The 18,068-nt window shown below is 74.9% G+C and carries 16 protein-coding genes; 4 read left to right on the plus strand and 12 right to left on the minus strand.

The genetic code is table 11. From position 1 onward, the window contains the following. Positions 1 to 21: 21 nt before the first annotated feature. Positions 22 to 750 (minus strand): lysophospholipid acyltransferase family protein, encoded by a 729-nt coding sequence (locus ABZ457_RS12020; protein ID WP_359156678.1) that lies wholly within the window; start codon positions 748 to 750, stop codon positions 22 to 24. Between the two features lie 182 nt (positions 751 to 932). On the opposite strand from ABZ457_RS12020, the gene ABZ457_RS12025 reads away from it, so the two are divergent. Together ABZ457_RS12025 and ABZ457_RS12030 are read left to right on the plus strand one after the other, a co-directional pair. Next, positions 933 to 1,739 carry an alpha/beta fold hydrolase gene (locus ABZ457_RS12025; RefSeq protein ID WP_359156680.1) on the plus strand — a complete coding sequence of 269 codons (807 nt, stop codon included), beginning with the start codon at positions 933 to 935 and terminating at the stop codon, positions 1,737 to 1,739. Then, a complete protein-coding gene (locus ABZ457_RS12030; protein WP_359156682.1) occupies positions 1,732 to 2,295 on the plus strand; it encodes a hypothetical protein in 564 nt (187 codons plus the stop codon). The genes ABZ457_RS12025 and ABZ457_RS12030 overlap by 8 nt, the downstream gene beginning before the upstream one ends. 28 nt (positions 2,296 to 2,323) lie before the next feature. Here the strand turns inward: ABZ457_RS12030 and ABZ457_RS12035 are convergent, their stop codons facing one another. The 6 genes from ABZ457_RS12035 to ABZ457_RS12060 all read right to left on the minus strand — a co-directional run bounded on the left by ABZ457_RS12035 (position 2,324) and on the right by ABZ457_RS12060 (position 7,369). After that, positions 2,324 to 3,085 (minus strand): endonuclease/exonuclease/phosphatase family protein, encoded by a 762-nt coding sequence (locus ABZ457_RS12035; RefSeq protein ID WP_359156684.1) that lies wholly within the window; start codon positions 3,083 to 3,085, stop codon positions 2,324 to 2,326. Positions 3,086 to 3,173: 88 nt separating this feature from the next. Next, positions 3,174 to 4,115: an ROK family glucokinase gene (locus ABZ457_RS12040; RefSeq protein WP_359156686.1), complete on the minus strand. Its 942-nt coding sequence runs from the start codon at positions 4,113 to 4,115 to the stop codon at positions 3,174 to 3,176. A gap of 65 nt (positions 4,116 to 4,180) precedes the next feature. Beyond that, a complete protein-coding gene (locus ABZ457_RS12045; protein ID WP_359156689.1) occupies positions 4,181 to 4,630 on the minus strand; it encodes a DUF5304 domain-containing protein in 450 nt (149 codons plus the stop codon). Between the two features lie 110 nt (positions 4,631 to 4,740). Continuing rightward, positions 4,741 to 6,021 (minus strand): ArsA-related P-loop ATPase, encoded by a 1,281-nt coding sequence (locus tag ABZ457_RS12050; RefSeq protein WP_359156691.1) that lies wholly within the window; start codon positions 6,019 to 6,021, stop codon positions 4,741 to 4,743. Beyond that, entirely contained in the window at positions 6,021 to 6,470 is a 450-nt protein-coding gene (locus ABZ457_RS12055) for an SRPBCC family protein (RefSeq protein ID WP_018848801.1), read from the minus strand. The genes ABZ457_RS12050 and ABZ457_RS12055 overlap by 1 nt, the downstream gene beginning before the upstream one ends. A 143-nt stretch (positions 6,471 to 6,613) precedes the next feature. Continuing rightward, complete coding sequence (locus ABZ457_RS12060) at positions 6,614 to 7,369, minus strand: metallophosphoesterase (RefSeq protein ID WP_359156745.1); 756 nt, start codon at positions 7,367 to 7,369, stop codon at positions 6,614 to 6,616. Positions 7,370 to 7,660: 291 nt separating this feature from the next. Here ABZ457_RS12060 and ABZ457_RS12065 point away from each other — a divergent pair, with 291 nt between their 5' ends. Continuing rightward, positions 7,661 to 9,457, plus strand: a complete 1,797-nt coding sequence (locus tag ABZ457_RS12065; protein ID WP_359156695.1) for an AMP-binding protein — start codon at positions 7,661 to 7,663, stop codon at positions 9,455 to 9,457. A 71-nt stretch (positions 9,458 to 9,528) separates the two neighbouring features. Here the strand turns inward: ABZ457_RS12065 and ABZ457_RS12070 are convergent, their stop codons facing one another. Next, positions 9,529 to 10,671: a glycosyltransferase family 4 protein gene (locus tag ABZ457_RS12070; protein WP_359156697.1), complete on the minus strand. Its 1,143-nt coding sequence runs from the start codon at positions 10,669 to 10,671 to the stop codon at positions 9,529 to 9,531. Positions 10,672 to 10,817: 146 nt separating this feature from the next. On the opposite strand from ABZ457_RS12070, the gene ABZ457_RS12075 reads away from it, so the two are divergent. After that, a complete protein-coding gene (locus ABZ457_RS12075) occupies positions 10,818 to 12,131 on the plus strand; it encodes a glycosyltransferase 87 family protein (protein ID WP_359156699.1) in 1,314 nt (437 codons plus the stop codon). Here the strand turns inward: ABZ457_RS12075 and ABZ457_RS12080 are convergent. From ABZ457_RS12080 to ABZ457_RS12095, 4 genes are all read right to left on the minus strand, one after another. Then, a complete protein-coding gene (locus ABZ457_RS12080) occupies positions 12,088 to 13,320 on the minus strand; it encodes a hypothetical protein (RefSeq protein ID WP_359156701.1) in 1,233 nt (410 codons plus the stop codon). The genes ABZ457_RS12075 and ABZ457_RS12080 overlap by 44 nt on opposite strands. A 787-nt stretch (positions 13,321 to 14,107) precedes the next feature. Further along, entirely contained in the window at positions 14,108 to 15,139 is a 1,032-nt protein-coding gene (locus ABZ457_RS12085) for an NlpC/P60 family protein (RefSeq protein ID WP_359156703.1), read from the minus strand. Positions 15,140 to 15,357: 218 nt separating this feature from the next. Further along, positions 15,358 to 16,383 carry an NlpC/P60 family protein gene (locus tag ABZ457_RS12090; RefSeq protein ID WP_359156705.1) on the minus strand — a complete coding sequence of 342 codons (1,026 nt, stop codon included), beginning with the start codon at positions 16,381 to 16,383 and terminating at the stop codon, positions 15,358 to 15,360. A 317-nt stretch (positions 16,384 to 16,700) separates the two neighbouring features. Next, the gene (locus ABZ457_RS12095; RefSeq protein ID WP_359156747.1) at positions 16,701 to 18,065 is read right to left on the minus strand and encodes an NYN domain-containing protein; all 1,365 of its coding nucleotides are present in this window, start codon (positions 18,063 to 18,065) and stop codon (positions 16,701 to 16,703) included. Positions 18,066 to 18,068: the final 3 nt, after the last annotated feature.

The following is an 18,068-nucleotide window of genomic DNA, read 5'->3' on the forward strand; positions in this document are numbered from 1 at the left end:
CCGGCCCCGGGCCTTCCGGCGCTAGGCGGCCTTCGCCGCGGCTCTCTCCGCCTTCTCGGCCTTCTCCGCCTCGGCGATGGCGCGCTTGGCGGCGGTGGCGTAGGTGTCCACGTACTCCTGGCCGGACAGCTTCATGATCTCGTACATGACCTCGTCGGTCACCGAACGCAGGATGAACCGGTCGCCGTCCATGCCCTGGTAGCGGCTGAAGTCCAGCGGCCGGCCGATCCGGATGCCCGGCCGCATCAGCTTGGGGACGACCTTGCCGGGCGGCTGGATCTTCTCGGTGTCGATCATCGCGACGGGGATCACCGGCGCGCCGGTGGCGAGCGCCACCCGGGCCAGGCCGCCGGGCTTGCCGCGGTAGAGGCGCCCGTCCGGGGAGCGGGTGCCCTCCGGGTAGATGCCGAACAGCCCGCCGGACTCGATGACCTCGATGCCCGCCCGGATCGCCGCCTCGCCCGCGCCGCGCGCCCCGGAGCGGTCGACGGGGAGCTGGCCGACGCCCTTGAAGAAGGCGGCCGTGAGCTTCCCCTTCACGCCGGGCGAGGTGAAGTACTCGGCCTTGGCGATGAAGGTGACCTTCCGGTCCAGCACGGCGGGCAGGAAGAAGGAGTCCGAGAAGGAGAGGTGGTTGCTGGCGAGGATCGCGGGACCCGAAGCCGGAATGTTCTCCAGGCCCTCCACCCAGGGCCTGAAGGCGAGCTTCAGCGATCCCCCGATGGAGAACTTCATGGCGCCGTAGATCAACTCGAAATCCTCCTGTGTGCTCTCGAACAGACCTTATCCCGTGCCCGGCCCCCGGCTCCCGGCCCGGTCGCGGCCCGGGGCGTGACGGACCTGGTCGGTGTCGGTCCGGTCGCGTACCGTGAGGGGCACCCCACCCTCACGTACGCCCGCGTACACCTCCACCTCACGAACAGGAGACCCCGGTGCCGGTCCTTCCCGGAGCCGAGCCCTACCGCCATGAAGGCGGCGAGGTCGGCGTCCTTCTCTGTCACGGATTCACCGGTTGCCCGCAGTCGCTGCGCCCCTGGGCCGAGTACCTGGCCAAGCAGGGGCTGACGGTGTCGCTGCCCCTGCTGCCCGGCCACGGCACCCGGTGGCAGGACATGCAGATGACCGGCTGGCAGGACTGGTACGCGGAGGTCGACCGCGAGCTGGCCGGCCTGCGGGACCGCTGCTCCCGCGTCTTCGTCTTCGGCCTCTCCATGGGCGGCGCGCTGACCCTGCGCCTCGCCGCCAAGCACGGGGACGCGATCAGCGGGATCGTCCTGGTGAACCCGGCGAACAAGGTGCACGGGGCGATGGCCTCGCTGCTGCCCGTCGTCCGGCATCTGGTCCCGTCCACCAAGGGTCTGACCAGCGACATCGCCAAGCCGGGGGTGGAGGAGCTGGGGTACGACCGGGTGCCGCTGCACGCCGCGCACTCGGTCCGGCAGTTCTTCCGGCTGGTCGACGGCGAGCTGCCGCAGGTCACCCAGCCGCTGCTGCTCCTGCACAGCCCCGAGGACCATGTGGTGCCGCCCGCGGACTCGGCGCGGATCCTCAGCCGGGTGTCCTCCACGGACGTCACCGAGATCCTGCTGGAACAGAGCTACCACGTCGCGACGTTGGACCATGATGCGGAGCGGATCTTCGAGGAGAGTCTCGCGTTCGTCGGCCGGCTCACTCCGGAGGCGGGGGCGGCGCCGTCCCCCGCGCCGGAGACCTTGGGAGGGAGTACCACCGGTGGCTGAGCAGCACGACGCGGACCGCGAGCCGCAGCCCATCGACGAGGAGGCCGCCTGGGCGGCGATCGTCGCCGGGTACGGGGAGGAGCCGGTGGACCCGCCCGGCGCGAAGCCCTTCAAGTCGGTCGAGGACCTGGCCCTGCTGGAGGCCGAGACCAACGACGCCCCCGAGGACCGGCCCTCGGAGGAACCCGCCGGGAAGAGCCCGGAGGCGTCCCCGCTGGGCAGTTCGGTGACCTTCGCCCCGGGGGTGGCGGGCCCCCGCGACTACTCGGTGGCGGAGCCCGCCGAGGAGGATCTCGACGAGAGCGACGAGGGCCACTTCGTGCCCCCGGAGCCGCCGCCGCTGCCGGAGGCGGACGTCACCGCGAAGTTCGCGTGGCTGGCGGTGATCGGCGGCCCGGTCCTGATGCTGATCGCGGTCCTGCTCCAGTGGGACATGACCTGGTGGCTGACCACGCTGTGCGTCGGCGGCTTCCTCGGCGGCTTCGCCACGCTGGTGGCGCGGATGTCGTCGGGCGACGACGAGGACGACGACCCGGGCCGCGGCGCGGTCGTCTGACGGTCCCGGCAGCGTCCCGGCAGGGTGCCTACCCCGCCGGGACGCGGAGGGCCGCCAGGACCGGGAGGTGGTCGGTCGCGGTGCGGAGGTCCGTGTCCGAGACGCCCGGGAGGCCGCGCGGCACCCCGCAGGCGAGGACCTCGACGCCCTCCGTGGCGAAGACCGCGTCGATGCGCTGGCGCGGGGCGGACTGGGGATGGGTGTCCGCGTCGCCCCAGGGGGCGACCGCGCCCGCGTCCTGGAGGTGGTCGGCGAGGAGGCGGAAGGCGCGGCCCTCCGGGCGCTCGTTGACGTCGCCCGCGACCACCGCGTGCGGGGCGTCCAGCGCGGCGAGGTGGTCGAGGAGCATCCGCGCCTGGTCGTAGCGTTCGGCGGACTGGAGGCTCAGATGGCAGCTCACCACGCCGAGCCGCGCCCCGCCGAAGCGGACCACCGCCGTGGCGAAGCCCCGCCGGTGCAGGCCCGGGGTGCGGGGCAGCAGGATGTCCTCGGTGTGCTCGACGGTCGCCCGCAGCGAGCAGAGCAGCAGCGGCCCGGCGGCGGTCGCCCCGCCCGACAGCATCACCAGGTCCGTCTTGGCGGCCAGCCGTGCCGCGTGCTTGCGCCAGCGGAAGAAGCGCGGCGCCTCCTGCGCGAGGACCAGGTCCGGACGGCAGGCCCGGATCACCCGGGCCAGCGCCTCCTCGTCGTCGCGCAGGGACCGGAGGTTGTAGCCCAGGACCCGGACGACCGCCGAACCGTCCGGCTCGGTACGGGAGTTCGGCAGGGCGGGCAGCTCGCTGGTGGCCATGCGGATCAAGATACGACGGTGCCCGCCGCGTTCCGGTGAGGACGCGGCGGGCACCGGAGTGGGGCGGGCCCGGGCCGGGCCGTGGGCGTCAGCCCTGGCGCGCCAGGTCGGCCGCGCCCACCAGCCCGGCCTTGCCGCCGAGTTGGGCGGCGAGCACCTGCGCGTGCGGCCGCCAGTTGCCGCCGATGAGCCAGCGGCGGAAGGACTTGCGGATCGGGTCGAGGACGAGGTCGCCCTCGTCGGAGACCCCGCCGCCGACGATGAACGCCGACGGGTCGAAGAGCGAGGCCAGGTCGGCGAGCCCCGCCCCCGCCCAGCGGGCGAGTTCGCGGAAGGAGTCGACGGCGACCTTGTCGCCCTGCCGGGCGGCGGCGCTGATGTGCTTGCCCTGGATGCCGTCGATGGTGCCGTCGCCGAGGGAGAGCAGCACCTCCGCCTGCTCCGGGGTGGCGTTGGCGCGCTGCTTCGCGTACCGGACGAGGGCGCGGCCGGAGGCGTACTGCTCCCAGCAGCCCTGGCTGCCGCAGCCGCACAGCAGGCCGTCCGGGACGACCCGGATGTGGCCGAACTCGGCGGCCACGCCGAAGCGTCCGCGCCGCAGCTTGTTGCCGATGATGATGCCGCCGCCGAGGCCGGTGCCGAGGGTGATGCAGATGACGTCGTCGTGGCCCTGCCCGGCGCCGAAGCGGTACTCGCCCCACGCGGCGGCGTTGGCGTCGTTCTCGACCACGACGGGCAGGCCGACGCGCTGCTCGACCTTGTCCTTGAGCGGTTCGTGGCGCCAGTCGATGTTCGGTGCGAACAGGACGGTGGCGCGCTTGTCGTCGACGTAGCCGGCGGCGCCGATCCCCACGGCCTCGATGTCCTGGCCCTTGCCCGCCCCGGCGACCGCCGAGCAGATCGCGTCGACGATGCCTTCGGGAGTCGACGGGGTGGGCACGGTGTGCGTTTCGAGAATGGCGCCCTCTTCGTCGACCACTCCCGCCGCGATCTTCGTGCCGCCGATGTCGACGCCGATGGTGAGTCCCATGTGTCCCTCAGTATTCGGTCGAGCCCCGCTACGGCCAACCGTACCCGAGGGCGGGCACGCCCCGGTCAGTCCAGGTCGATGTGCTCGCCCGGTCCGGGGTCCTCGTCGCCCCGGTCACGGGGGTCGCGGGCAGCTCCGGGGTCGGCCGCGCCGCGGGTCCAGCGCCGTTCCTGGTTCTCCACGGCGGACCGGTACGCGGCGAGGAGTTCGCCGCCGGCGGCGACGAGGTGGTCGAAGACCTGGGGGTTCCGTTCGATCACCGGCTCGACCGCGGCCTTCGCCTGGGTGACGAACTGCTGGACGGCACTCTGCGCGGCCAGGCCCGGCACGGAGGTCTGGAACGCGGAGACCCGGTCGGCGACCACGTCGAGGAGCTTGCGCAGTTCCTCGGCGGCGGACCCGGGCGGGGTGCCGTGCTCGGCGCGGCGGCGGGCCCGCTCGGCCCGCAGGTCCTCCTCGCACGCCGTGGCCCAGGCGTCGTCGTCGACATCGGGACGCTCGGTGGCATCGCTCATGGCGTACTCCTGGGGCGGCGTTCGGCGGCTTTCCGGCGGACGGAGGGCCGGGCCTGCCGCGCCCTCCTACGCTCGACGGTACCCGAACGGCCGCACGGCGTTCACCGGCGTCACCGGCTCCTCGGCCAGAGGTCGGGGTCCGGGGTGAAGCGGACGGTGAGCGTCCCGTCGCGCAGGGCCGCGCCGGAGACGGTGCAGCGGCGGAGCACCGAGGGCAGCGGAACGATCCTGCGGAACGGGCCGACGGTGAGCAGGAGTTCATCCCCGCGGCGGACCAGGGTGAGGTCCTCCTTGACGGCGCCGGGGAGGGGGAGGGCGAACAGCAGGGTGCCGTCGCCGGCCGCCGCGTCGCCGGGTTCCGCCCTGCGGACCGTCCAGGGGTCGGGGCGCCGGGTCTCCTCGCGACCGTCCGCCCCGGGCACGCCGTCACCGGGCACGCCATGACCGGAGGGCCCGCCGTCGCCGGGGAACCCGCCCGCCGGGAGGCTCCCGCCGAGGAACCCGTCCGGCGGCAGCAGGTCGTCCCGTCCGCGCGGGTCCCGGCCCAGGTGGGCGGCCTCGCGCACCGGGACGGCCGGCTCCCAGGCGTCCCGCCACTCCTCCACGCACTTGCGCTGCTGCGCGGCGAGGGAGGCGACCCACGGGTCCGGGGAGTGCGCCGGGACCATGCGGTTGGCGACCACCGCCGCGACCCGGTGGCCGTGCAGGGCCAGCCCGGTACCCGCGGCGCGCAGCGCGTCGGCGGCGCCCGGTCCGGGCTCGGCGACCAGGGCGAGCGCGGTCCCGGAGGACTCCACCACGGCCTGGACGCCGGCCAGCTCGGTGTCCCAGCGCTCGGCGGTGGCGTACAGCCACCGCGCGGGCATCGGCACCCCGGCGAGTTGGGCGAGGACCGGGCGCAGGGCCCGGGCGGCCTGGCGTTCCGGGGGCAGCAGCCGGCGCAGATAGCGGCGCAGTTCCCCGGGCAGGGCGAGGAGGGCGAGGGTCTCGCGGAGCGGGGGCATGTCGACGACGAGGAGGTCCCAGTCGCCGCGGGAGGCCGCGGTGAGGGCGCGCAGCAGGGCGAACTGCTCGCTGCCGGGCAGCTCGGTCAGCTCCTCCGCGTCGAAGGGGACGGAGCCGAGCAGGTCGAGGCCGGCCGAGACGCGCCGCTGGAGGTCCAGGAACTCGGTCCGGAAGTCGCCGGCGGCGTCGAGGCGGGCGGCCCACAGCCCGTCCGCGACGGCGGTGGGGGCCTCGGGGGTGCCGGGGACGGCGGTCTCCAGGACCCGTTCCGCGTCCACCGTCAGCAGCAGGGTGCGCTGTCCGGCCGCCGCGGCGGCGCAGGCCGCGGCCGCCGCGACGGTGGTGCGGCCCGCGCCGCCCGGGCCGGTGACGAGGAGCCGGCGCATCAGGCCCCGGCGCCGCTCTCGACGCGCTTCTTCAGACCGGCGAGGGCCCGGTCGATGATGACCTTCTCCGCCTTGCGCTTGATCATCCCGAGCATCGGGATCTTGACGTCCACGGTGAGCTGGTAGGTGACCTCGGTGCGGTCGCCGCCGCCGACGGGCGTGAGGCGGTAGGAGCCGTCGATGGCGCGCAGCATCTGCGACTTGACCAGGGTCCAGCTCACCTCGTGGGCGCCGTGCCAGGTGTAGGCGAGGGTGTGGTCGTCCTTGATCGCGCCCGCGTCGAGGACCAGGCGGACCTGTTCGGCGCGGCCCTGGTCGTCGGTGGCCAGCACCTCGGCCTCCTTCACCTCACCGGTCCACTCGGGATAGCGGGCGAAGTCGGAGATCACGCCCATGACATCGGCCGGCGCCGCGTCGATCGTGATGCTCGAACTGGTGTGTTCCGCCATCGCTGCGGCTCCTTGACAGTGCGGTGATGGGCCGATTCGACCGGGGGTCGGGTGACGCTGTGCAGGCTACCGCGCCGGTGCGGCCCTCCGGGCGCGGGCCCGCGGCCCCCGGCCGGGGGCACCGGCCCCCGGAGCCGCGGTCGTCACCAGACCAGGGACCACGGCCGCCCGGTGGACGCGAAGTGCCCCACGTTGACGCACTCGGTGGCGCCGATCCGCATCCGGCGCACCAGCGGCTGGTGGACGTGGCCGAAGAGGGCGTAGCGCGGGCGGGTCCGCCGGATCGCGGCCAGCAGGGCGGCGCTGCCGCGTTCGAAGCGGCGGGCGACGGTGTCGTAGGTGAGGTCGGGGACGTCCGGCGGGATGTGCGAGCAGAGGACGTCGACCTCGCCGAGGGCCTCCACCTTGGCCGCGTACTCCTCGTCGGAGATCTCGTACGGGGTGCGCATGGGGGTGCTCAGGCCGCCGCCGACGAATCCGAAGACCCGGCCGCCGATCTCGACCCGCTCGCCGTCCAGGACCGTGGTGCCGGGCCGGGCGAACTCCGGCCACAGGCGCGGGATGTCGACATTGCCGTAGGTGGCGTACGTCGGCGTCGGGAAGGCGTCGAAGAGTTCCGCGTACTGCTTGCGCACCGCGGCCTCGATGACGGTGAGGCGGTCGCCGTCGACGCTCCCCCAGAGGGAGCGGCCGAAGTCGCGGGCCTCGTCGAAGCGGCGGGCGGTGCGCAGGGCGACCAGCCGGCCGGCCGCCTCCGCGCCGAAGAGCTCGGGGAAGATGCCGCGCGAGTGGTCCGCGTAGTCGAGGAAGAGGACCAGGTCACCGAGGCAGACCAGGGCGTCCGCGCCCTCGCCGGCGGTGGCGAGATCCCGCGCGTTGCCGTGCACGTCGCTGACCACGTTGACTCGCATGGCAGCACCCTACGGTCCATGGCGGGCGCCCGGACAGACGGGTTCCACCTGCGGTTACTCAGCCGACATCCGGGGGTGGAATACTTCCCCCGGGGGCCGGCCACCTCCGTGTGACGCAGGGAACATTGGCCGGGAACCCCTATCGGGAACCGACTACCGATGGGTAACGTCCGGGCAGTCCAGTCGTGCTCACCCCCACTGAGCACCTGCCCGATCTTGGACCGCAGCCGGCGCACAACACAGAGCCGTGGCGCCGGAGCCCGATGAGGAGCAGCAGCCTTGCGCGAGTTCAGCCTTCCGGCCCTGTACGAGGTCCCCGCGGACGGCAATCTGACGGATCTGATCCGCCGCAATGCCGCGCAGCATCCGGACGTTGCCGTGATGAGCCGCAAGGTCGCGGGTGCGTGGGCGGACATCAACGCCGTGCAGTTCCTCGCCGAGGTGCGGGCCGCCGCCAAGGGGCTCATCGCCGCCGGGATCAAGCCGGGCGACCGGATCGGCCTGATCTCGCGGACCCGCTACGAGTGGGTGCTGCTGGACTTCGCGATCTGGAGCGCGGGCGCGGTCACCGTGCCGGTGTACGAGACCAGCTCCCCCGAGCAGATCCAGTGGATACTCGGCGACTCGGGCGCCGTCGCCGTGATCGTCGAGGGCGACACGCACACCGCCGCCGTCGAGTCGGTGCGGGCCGGCCTGCCGGAGCTGCGGCACCTGTGGCAGATCGACAAGGGCGCGGTCGACGAACTGACCGCGGCGGGCGCGGAGGTCTCCGAGGCCACGGTCGACGAGCGGGGCGCGGCGGCGAAGGCGGACGACCCGGCGACCATCGTCTACACCTCGGGCACCACCGGCCGCCCCAAGGGCTGTGTGCTCACCCACCGGGCGTTCTTCGCCGAGTGCGGCAACGTGGTGGAGCGGCTGCGGCCGCTGTTCCGCACGGGCGAGTGCTCGGTGCTGCTCTTCCTGCCGGCCGCGCACGTCTTCGGGCGGCTGGTCGAGGTCGCCTCCGTGATGGCGCCCATCAAGCTCGGCTGCGTCCCCGACATCAAGAACCTGACCGAGGAGCTGGCCGCCTTCCGGCCCACGCTGGTCCTCGGCGTCCCGCGCGTCTTCGAGAAGGTGTACAACTCGGCGCGTGCGAAGGCGCAGGCGGACGGCAAGGGCAAGATCTTCGACCGGGCGGCGCAGACGGCGATCGCGTACAGCCGCGCCCTGGCGACCCCGTCCGGCCCCTCGATCGGGCTGAAGCTCAAGCACAAGGTCTTCGACAAGCTGGTCTACTCCAAGCTGCGCGCGGTCCTCGGCGGCCGGGTCGAGTACGCCATCTCCGGCGGCGCCCCGCTCGGCGAGCGGCTGGGCCACTTCTTCCGGGGCATCGGCTTCACGGTGCTGGAGGGCTACGGCCTCACCGAGTCCTGCGCGGCCACCGCGTTCAACCCCTGGGACCGGCAGAAGATCGGCACGGTGGGCCAGCCGCTGCCCGGTTCGGTGGTGCGGATCGCCGACGACGGCGAGGTGCTGCTCCACGGCGAGCACATCTTCTCGGGCTACTGGAACAACGAGTCCGCGACGGCGGAGGCGCTGGCGGACGGCTGGTTCCACACGGGCGACATCGGCACCCTCGACGAGGACGGCTATCTCGCCATCACCGGCCGCAAGAAGGAGATCCTGGTCACCGCGGGCGGCAAGAACGTCGCCCCGGCCGTGATCGAGGACCGCATCCGCGGGCACGCCCTGGTCGCCGAGTGCATGGTGGTCGGCGACGGCCGCCCGTTCGTGGGCGCCCTGGTCACCCTGGACGAGGAGTTCCTCGCCCGCTGGGCCTCCGACCACGGCAAGCCCGCCGGGTCCACGGCGGCCTCCCTGCGGGAGGACGCGGAGCTGCTGGCCGAGATCCAGAAGGCGGTGGACGACGGCAACGCGGCGGTCTCCAAGGCCGAGTCGGTGCGCAAGTTCCGTGTGCTGTCGGCCCAGTTCACGGAGGAGGCCGGGCACATCACGCCCTCGCTGAAACTGAAGCGGAACGTGGTGGCGAAGGACTTCGCGGACGAGATCGAGTCGATCTACCGCGGCTGAGCGCCACGGGCGACGACGCGAAAGGGGGGCGGGCCCGGTGCGAACCGGGCCCGCCCCCGCGCGTACCGGCGCTACAGGAGTTCCTTCAGGCGCTCGGCCAGCAGGTCCCAGCGCCAGCGCTCCTCGACCCAGGCGCGGCCCCGCTCGCCCATGCTGCGGCGCAGTTCCGGGTCCTTCAGGAGGGCGACGATCCGCTCGGCCGACTCCTCGGGGGCCCCGCCGCGCACCACCCAGCCGGTCTCGCCGTCGAGCACCGCGTCCGGCGCGCCGCCCGAGTCGCCCGCGACGACCGGGAGTCCGGTGGCGGACGCCTCCAGATAGACGATGCCGAGCCCTTCGACGTCCAGCCCGCCCCGCCGGGTCCGGCACGGCATCGCGAACACATCACCGGCCCCGTAGTGCGCGGGCAGCTCCGACCAGGGCACGGCGCCGGTGAAGCGCACCGAGCCGGCCACGCCGGTCTCCTCGGCGAGCCGGTGCAGCTCCTGCTCGTACGGGCCGCCGCCCACGATCAGCAGCACCGCGTCCGGCACGGCGGCCAGGACCGCGGGCATCGCGCGGATCAGGGTGTCCTGGCCCTTGCGCGGGACCAGCCGGGAGACGCAGACGACCACGGGCCGCTCGCTCAGCCCGAGCCGGGCGCGGACCTCGTCGCCGCCGGAGCCCGGGTGGAAGGTCTTCTCGTCGACGCCGGGCGGGAGCTGGACCATCCGCCCCGCGGCCCCGGGAGTGAGGGCGGCGGCGATCCGGGAGCGGGTGTACTCACCCAGATAGGTGATGGTGTCGGTGCCCTCGCCGATCCGGCGCAGCAGCTGCCGGGAGGCGGGCAGCTGCGCCCAGCCGGCCTCGTGCCCGTGCGTGGTGGCGACCAGCCGCCGCGCGCCCGCCTTCCGCAGGGCGGGGGCCATCAGCCCGAGGGGGGCCGCCGCGCCGAACCAGACCGACTCGCACCCGTGCTCGCGCAGCAGCGAGACGGCCCGGCGGGTGACCCGCGGGGTGGGCAGCAGCATGGTGGTGCGGTCGCGCACCACGGTGAACGGCTGCTCCGCGTCGAAGGCCGCCGTCGCCTCCGCGCCCTCGCGCCCGCGCTTCCAGGTGGAGGCGTAGGCGACCACCCGCTCGGGGTCCAGGCGCAGCGCCATGTTGTGCAGGAACGCCTGGATGCCGCCAGGGCGGGGCGGGAAGTCGTTCGTCACGATCAAGGTCTTGTGCATCGCCGCCGACAGTACCGAACGGCGCCTCCGCCCTCCGTGGGGCCCTGCCCGGCATGATGGGCGACCACAGGGGGACGAAGCAGACGGAACGCGCACGGAACGCGCACAACGGACGAGGTCGGCAGCGGCCGGCGGAGGGCTGACCCATGGCGACCGGCAGCACGGGTACCGGCACCACGGCACCGGAGACCGCCCCGCGCGGCGCCCTCCTCGCCCGCACCGCGCTTCCGGCAGCGGTGTGGGCGGCGACGCGGGCCCTGCTGCTGCTCATGGTCCTCGGGGCCGTCACCCTGCGCGGCCCGGACGTGACCAGCGACGTCGAGGTGATCTACCGGGGCTGGTACGAGGTGCTGCGCACCGGCACCTACCCGCTGGCCGATGTGACCTGGCAGTACCCGCCCGGGGCCGCCCTCGCGATCCTCTCCCCCGCGCTGCTGCCCGGCCTGGACTACCCGGCGGCGTTCTTCGTCCTCGTCCTCCTCTGCGACCTGCTGGTGCTGGCCCTGCTGCGGTACGCGGAGCGGCGCGGCCGGAGCCGGCGCGGGACCTGGATGTGGGTCGCCGGGGTGCCGCTGCTGGGGCCGACGGTGTACGCGCGCTACGACCTGATGGTCACCGCCGTCGCCGTCGCGGCCCTGCTCGCCCTGGCCCGGCGGCCCCGGCTGGCGGGCGCGCTGGCGGCCTTCGGGGCGCTGCTGAAGGTGTGGCCGGCGCTGGTGCTGCTCGGCACGGGGCGCGGGCGGTCCACCCGGCGGGCGTGGACGGCAGCCGGGGTGACGGCGGTGGGGCTCACGGCGGTCCTGACGGCGGCGATGCCGGGCGCCCTGGCCTTCCTGACCTTCCAGCGGGACCGGGGCACCGAGATCGAGTCGGTCGGGGCCCTGGTCTTCCACCTCGCCCGGCACGCGGGCTGGGAGGGGCAGGTGCTGATGAACTACGGCTCGGTCGAGTTCATCGGCCCGTACGTGGGGCTGGTCAGCGCCCTCGCGCTGGCGCTGGCGGCGGCGGCCGGGCTGTGGCTGCTGGCCTGGCGGCTGCGGGCCCGTACCTGGGGGCCGGGGACCCCGGCGGACGCGGCGTTCACGGCGGTGCTGCTGTTCACGGTGACCAGCCGGGTGATCAGTCCGCAGTACCTGGTGTGGCTGGTGGGACTGGCCGCGGTGTGCCTGGTCCGGCCGGGCACCCGGATGGCGCGTCCGGCGCTGCTGGTGGCGGCGGCCACGGCGGTGACCGGGCTGGAGTTCCCGGTCTGGTTCGACCATGTGGTGGCGAGCGACCCGCTCGGGATCACGCTGCTGGTGGTCCGCAACGGGCTGCTGGCCGCGGCGGCGCTGCTCGCCTGCCGGGCGCTGTGGCGGGCGACGGTGCCGGCCCCGGCCTCCTCCTCCGGGGACGCGTCGGCCCCGGTGGGCGGGGTCAGCCCAGACGCTCGCGCAGATAGTCCCGCCACGCCGCGGTGAACTCCTCCGCGGTGGTGCCCAGGACCTGCGCGAGCGCGTGCTCCACGGAGCCGTCCCGGTGCGCGCCCGCGCCGACCGCCCGGTAGAAGTCCACCAGCCGCTCCTCGCCCCAGCGCTCGGCGACGAGCGCGCAGGCCAGCCGGCCGCCCTCGTAGGCCCGGGCCAGGGCGTCCCCGTCCCCGCCGAAGGCGAAGTCCTCGTCGTCGGGGAGGGCGGCGGGCAGCTCCCCGGCGCGCACGGCGTCCCGCAGCTCGGGGGCGATCTCCGGGTCCGTGCGGCCGGTCTCCCGGTACGCGACCCAGTCGGCGAAGCCCTCGGAGAGCCACATGGGCGTGGCGGCCGAGGTGTCGGCGCGGGTGGCCACATGGGTGGTCTCGTGCGCCAGCACCACGTCCTTGCCCAGCTCCCCGAGCAGGCCGTACGCCTGGGGGTTGACGATCACCCGGTCCGCCGGGGAGCCCTCCCCGCCGCCCGCCTCCCCGGTGGTGACCGCGGCGATCCCCCGGTACCCGGCCGCGGGGGCGCCGAGCAGGCGGCCCATGGACTCCACGGACGAGGGGACGAGGACGACGACCCGGCCCGCCCACTCGCCGGGCCAGCCGGCCCGCACGGTGGGCACCGCCCGGTCGGTGGCGGCGGCCAGCTCCCGCAGTTCGCTCTCCTCCCGGCCGACCCCGAGGACGAGGCTGTGCTCGCCCCGCACCGCCCGGACCGCGCCCTGCTGCCACAGCTCCTGGGGCGCGCCGGTGCCGGGCCGCTCGGCGGTCACGTACCAGCGGCCGCCGCGCTCGGCCAGTTCGATGACGCGGGAGGAGCTGACGGGCGCGCTGTCGTAGCCCTCGATGCGGTAGCGCAGCTCGGTGTCGGCGACGGCCCGGCCGCCCTGGTGGCGCACGCCGGTGACGTGGTACTCCCAGGATTCGAGGGGGACGCCGGCGAGGTTGTCGAACTCCTCGCCCTGGGCCGTGCGCAGGGCGCCCTCGGCGGGGTCGAGGGCGGCCAGCCAGCCCGCCCGGTCCTGCCCGAGGACGGCGGTGGCCCGGTCGTCCAGGGTGTCCTGGATCTCCTCGGCGGTCGGATCGAGCGGCGGCTCCTCCGCGCCGGTGCAGCCGGACAGCAGCAGCAGCAGACCGGCGAGCCCGAGCCCGGCCGTCCGCCGCGCCACTGCCGTGCGCCCCTGACCTGCCACCCTGCCGATCGTACGGAACACGGCGCGTCGGGGCCGCCCCGAGGACCGGATCCGACCCGCGCCGGGTCCCGGCCGGCCGGGACCGGGGGCGCGGGCGGGCCCGGGCCGGGTCCGCCACGGACCGGGCTGGACCGGTCCCGATCCGGCCGCAGCGGGTCCACGGCCGCCCGATCGGGCCGGGGGACGCGGGCGGGCCCGCGCCGCAGTCCCGTGCCGGCGCGCCCGGGGCCCGCACGACCCCGGGACCTTCCACGGCCCTGTCGGGCCAGGACCGGCACGCGCCCGGAGGCACAGCCGAGCCGTGGCGCGCAGGCAGGCCGCAGGCCGTAGTCCCCTCACGGGCGCCGGGCACGCGGTCCACCCGTGCGCCGGCACGACAACGACAGGTCCGCGGGCCCGCCCGGTCCGGCCGCGACAGGCACGCGGTCCGCCCGGAAGCGCAGCGAACCCCGGCGCACAGGCAGGCCCGGGCCGTAGTGCCCTCACGGGCGCCGGGCCCGCCCGGCCGCGACGGGTCCAGCCCGGACCCGGGCACGCGGTCCGGCCGCAGCGGGTCCACGGCCGCCCGGTCGAGCCGGGGGACGCGGGCGGGCCCCTGCCGCAGTCCCGTGCCGGCGCCCGGGGCCCGCCGGGCCCCGGGACCGTTCCACGGCCCTGTCGGGCCAGGACCGCACGCGCCCGGAAGCGCGGCCGAGCCGTGGCGCGCAGGCGGGCGGGCCCGGGCCGTGGTCCCCTCGCCCGGGCCCGGGCCCGCACGGGGCCCGGGCCCGCACGGGGCCCGGGCCCGTCAGACGCGGGTGACCGCGTGGATCGGCATCATGCCCACCGGGTCGTAGCGCACCGCCGCCCCCGGGTAGGGGGCGTGGACGACCTGGCCGTTGCCCATGTACATCGCGACATGGCTGGCGTCGCTGCGGTAGGTGACGATGTCGCCGGGGCGGGCCTCCGCCAGGGAGACGCGGCGGCCCGCGTTCGCCTGGGCCTGGGAGGTGCGGGGCAGGGAGACGCCCGCCTGCGCGTAGGACCACTGCACCAGGCCCGAGCAGTCGAAGCCCGAGGGGCCGTTGGCGCCCCAGACGTACGGCCGCCCGACGGCTCCCTGCGCGGCCGCCGCCGCGGCGGAGGCGTGCCGGGAGCCGGCCGCCGTGAGCAGGCCCGCCGGCACGGCGCCGTCCCGGCCGGAGCGGGAGGCCCGGTCGTGTGCGGCGCGCTCCTCGTCCGGGAGGCGGTTCAGCAGCCGGCGGGCCTCGGCCAGCTTGCCTTCGACGGTGCGCTTGTGCCGGGCCACCGCGGCCCGGCTGCGCTCCAGTTCGGTCAGGTCGCGGGAGACCTCGGCCCGCTCCTGGGCCAGGTCGCGCTGCTCGCTCCGGAGCGCGGCCAGGGCGCCCGACTGGCGTTCCCCGACCCGGCCGAGGACCGAGGCGCGGTCCAGATAGCTGTCCGGGTCGGCGGAGAGGAAGAGCGCGAGGCCGGGGTCGACACCGCCCGAGCGGTACTGCGCCCCGGCCACCGAACCGAGCGCGTCCCGCAGCTCGTTGATGCGCTCCTGCCCGCGGGCGACCCGGTCCTGCGCGTCGGCGACCCGCTCCCGCAGCCGGTCGGCCCGCTCCCCGGCGGCGTTGAACCGCTCGGTGGCCCGCTCGGCCTCGGTGTGCAGGCGGTCCACGTCCGCGCGGGTGGCCGTGGCCCGGTCGCCCGGTTCGGCGACGGCGGGCGCCGTGCCGAGCGCCGCGGCAGCCGTCGCCGCCGCGGCGGTCAGCACGGTGGCACGGGCGCCGGAGGCGAGGCCGGTCTGTGAGGGTCGGCGGTGGGACACCACGGGCCGCGCTCCCTTCCGCACGCGTCGCAGGACGCGGACGAGATGGTGATGTTGCGCGGCAGACAGTAGCGGTGCCCTCGGGCGCCGACCAACGACCGCCGTGCGCACACACAGTGACGCCCCGCCGGAGACCACAGGTCACCGGCGGGGCGGAGCGTCAGCGGGGCGGGACGGATTTCCCCCGTTCGGACGGGTGTGAGCCCGTCCCGAACGATCCGTCAGATGCGCACGCCGAACTGGAAGGGCATGTTGTTGATCGACTCGTAGCGCACATTGGCGCCGGTGCGCGGGGAGTGCAGGATCTGGCCGTTGCCCGCGTAGAAGCCGACGTGGTGCAGGTCGCCGTAGAAGATGACCAGGTCGCCCTGCTTGAGCTGGCTCTGGGAGTAGATCCGCTGGCCGGCGTTGGCCTGCGCCTGCGAGGTGCGCGGAATGGAGACGCCGGCCTGGGCGAAGGCCCAGGAGGTGAGGCCCGAGCAGTCGAAGGAGTTGGGGCCGCTGGCGCCGTAGACGTAGGGCACGCCGATCTTGGACTGGGCGGCGGCGAACGCGGCGGAGGCGCGCTGGGAGGCCGGGACGGACGGGCCGAGGTCGGCGCGGGCGCTGGCGCGGTTGGCGCGGGACTCGTCGGCGGCGAGGGAGGCGCGCTCGGCGGCGGTCAGGGAGTTCAGGAGCTTCTGCGCCTGCGCGAGCTTGCCCTGGACCTCCTTCTTCTTCTTGCCGAGCTCGGAGCGGGCCTCGTCGAGGTCCTTGAGCTTGCCCTGGGCCTCCTTGCGCTGCTGCGCGAGGGTGCGCTGCTTGGCCTGGATCTCCTGGATCGCCTCGGTCTGCTTGGCGCCGAGCTGGTCCAGCGCGGACGCCTTGTCGAGGTAGGTGTCCGGGTCGCCGGAGAGGAAGAGCTGCACGGAGGGGTCGATGCCGCCCGAGCGGTACTGCGCGCTGGCGACCGAACCGAGGCCGTCCCGCAGGGTGTTGAGCTCATCCTGACCGCGCGCCACCTTGTCCTGGAGGGCGTCGATCTGGTCGTCGAGCTTGTCCTGCTTCTCCTTGGCGCCGTTGTACTTCTCGGTCGCCTGCTCCGCCTCCTGGTAGAGCTTGTCGACCTTCTCCTTGACCTCGCTCTTGCTCGGCTTCGGGTCGGCCTGCGCGGTCTGGGCGGTCAGGGCGACGGCCGCGGCGGCGGTCGCGGTGAGCACGGTCACACGGGCGCGGCTCGGCTGCTTGGGACGACGGTGGGACGCCACGAAGGCGAGCTCCTTCTTCCTCGAGCCGCCTACCGGGCTGTGGGGCGAAAACCCCGGCGTCCGCACGTCGGCGCCCCGGGGGAAACGGGGTCGAACTGCACGGACTCGGCGGTTCCTTCGCTGCCACCCCGGCTGGGTGATCAACCGCGCGAAGGTTCGAGGCCAGACCCTAGTGACCCAGCTGTGATCAGTTCAAATCCTGATCGGAAAAATCTCACGGGTGAAGCACATTCTTTACTCACATCACACGCGTAGTAATGGCCACTTGACGCACCGTCCCACCCCTCTCCCCTCAATCCGGACATGAGGGACGGGAGTTACGAGACGCGCGAAAGCCTCTTCAGGAGCATCGCGGACGCGACCGGGCGGGCCCCGGCCCGCGCCACCCCGTCGGCGACCTCGCGGTCCGTGGACACGACCACCACCGGCCGGCCCGGCGGTTCGGCCCGCACCAGCTGGCGGATCAGCTCGTCCGCGGTGACGCCCGGCTTGGAGAAGAGGACCCGCACCCCGCGCGGCGGCGCGAGCAGGACCGGGGCGGCCAGTTCGGCGCCGTCGAAGACGCAGGTGACCTCCGCGCCGGTCTGCGCGGCCAGCACCGAGAGACCGCCCAGCAGCCGCAGCCGCTGCTTCTCCAGGGGCATCGTCGGATAGCCGGTCTTGGTGACGTTGTAGCCGTCGACGACCAGATGGGACTGGGGCAGTTCGAGGAGCTGGTCCAGCAGGGCCGGGTCGGTCTCGGAGAGGGCCCGGGCCGCGATGTCCTTCGGGGACATCCGCCCCGGCTCCACCGCGTCCACGGTGTCCGCGGGGTGCGTACCGGCGGGCGGCAGGGCGAGTTCGCGGCGCAGGCCCTGGGCCGCGTCCAGCACGGTGTCCAGCAGCAGCCGCAGCCGCATGTCCTCCACCGAGCGCCCCTCGCGGGCCGCCCGGCGGCTCGCCTCCACCGCCGCCTCGGCCTCGCCGAGGCGCGCCTTGAGCCGCCGGGTCTCGCTCTCGGCGGCCGACACCTGGGCGGCGGCCTGGGCGCGGACCGCGTCCGCGTCGGCGGCGGCCCGGCGCAGCGCGGCCTCGCCCCGCTTCACGTCCGCCTGGGCGCTGCGCAGTTTGCGGGCGAGGGACTCGCCCTCCTTGCGGGCGGCCTCCAGCTCGGTGCGCAGCCGTTCGGTCTCCGCCTTGATCTGCCCGCGGGCCTCGGCCAGCTCGGCGCGCAGCCGCTCCAGTTCCCGGCGGCCCTCCTCGTCGGCGCGCTCGGCGTCGGCCCGTTCGACCTCCTCGCCGGCGGCGGCCACCAGCTTCACCCACCCGGTGGGGCGCAGGACGTACGCGGCGGCCGCCACGTCCACCGGGTCGGCCGCCGCGGGGGCGGCCCCGGCCTCCAGGGCGGCGGCGAGTTCCGGCTGCCCCTTGGCGAGGCGTTCGGCGATCCGCTGCCGGAAGACCGGGTCGCCGTCGAGCGCGGCGGCCATCGCGTTGCCCGCGAACCGGGCCCGGCGGGTGGGGGTGAAACGGGCGTACTGCCGCAACTGGGGCGGAAGTTCGGAGACGGTCAGGCCGCCGAACGCGTCCGAGACCAGGGCCACGACCCTGCGCCGTACGCCGTCGGGCAGCGGCCGGTCGAGCGCCTCGGCGCCTGCGGCCGCACCGGCCGCCTCAGCGCCGCCTCCAGGCTGCTCCACGATCCG

Origin of the sequence: Streptomyces sp. NPDC005805, from assembly GCF_040630445.1 — a bacterium.
Lineage (GTDB): Bacteria > Actinomycetota > Actinomycetes > Streptomycetales > Streptomycetaceae > Streptomyces.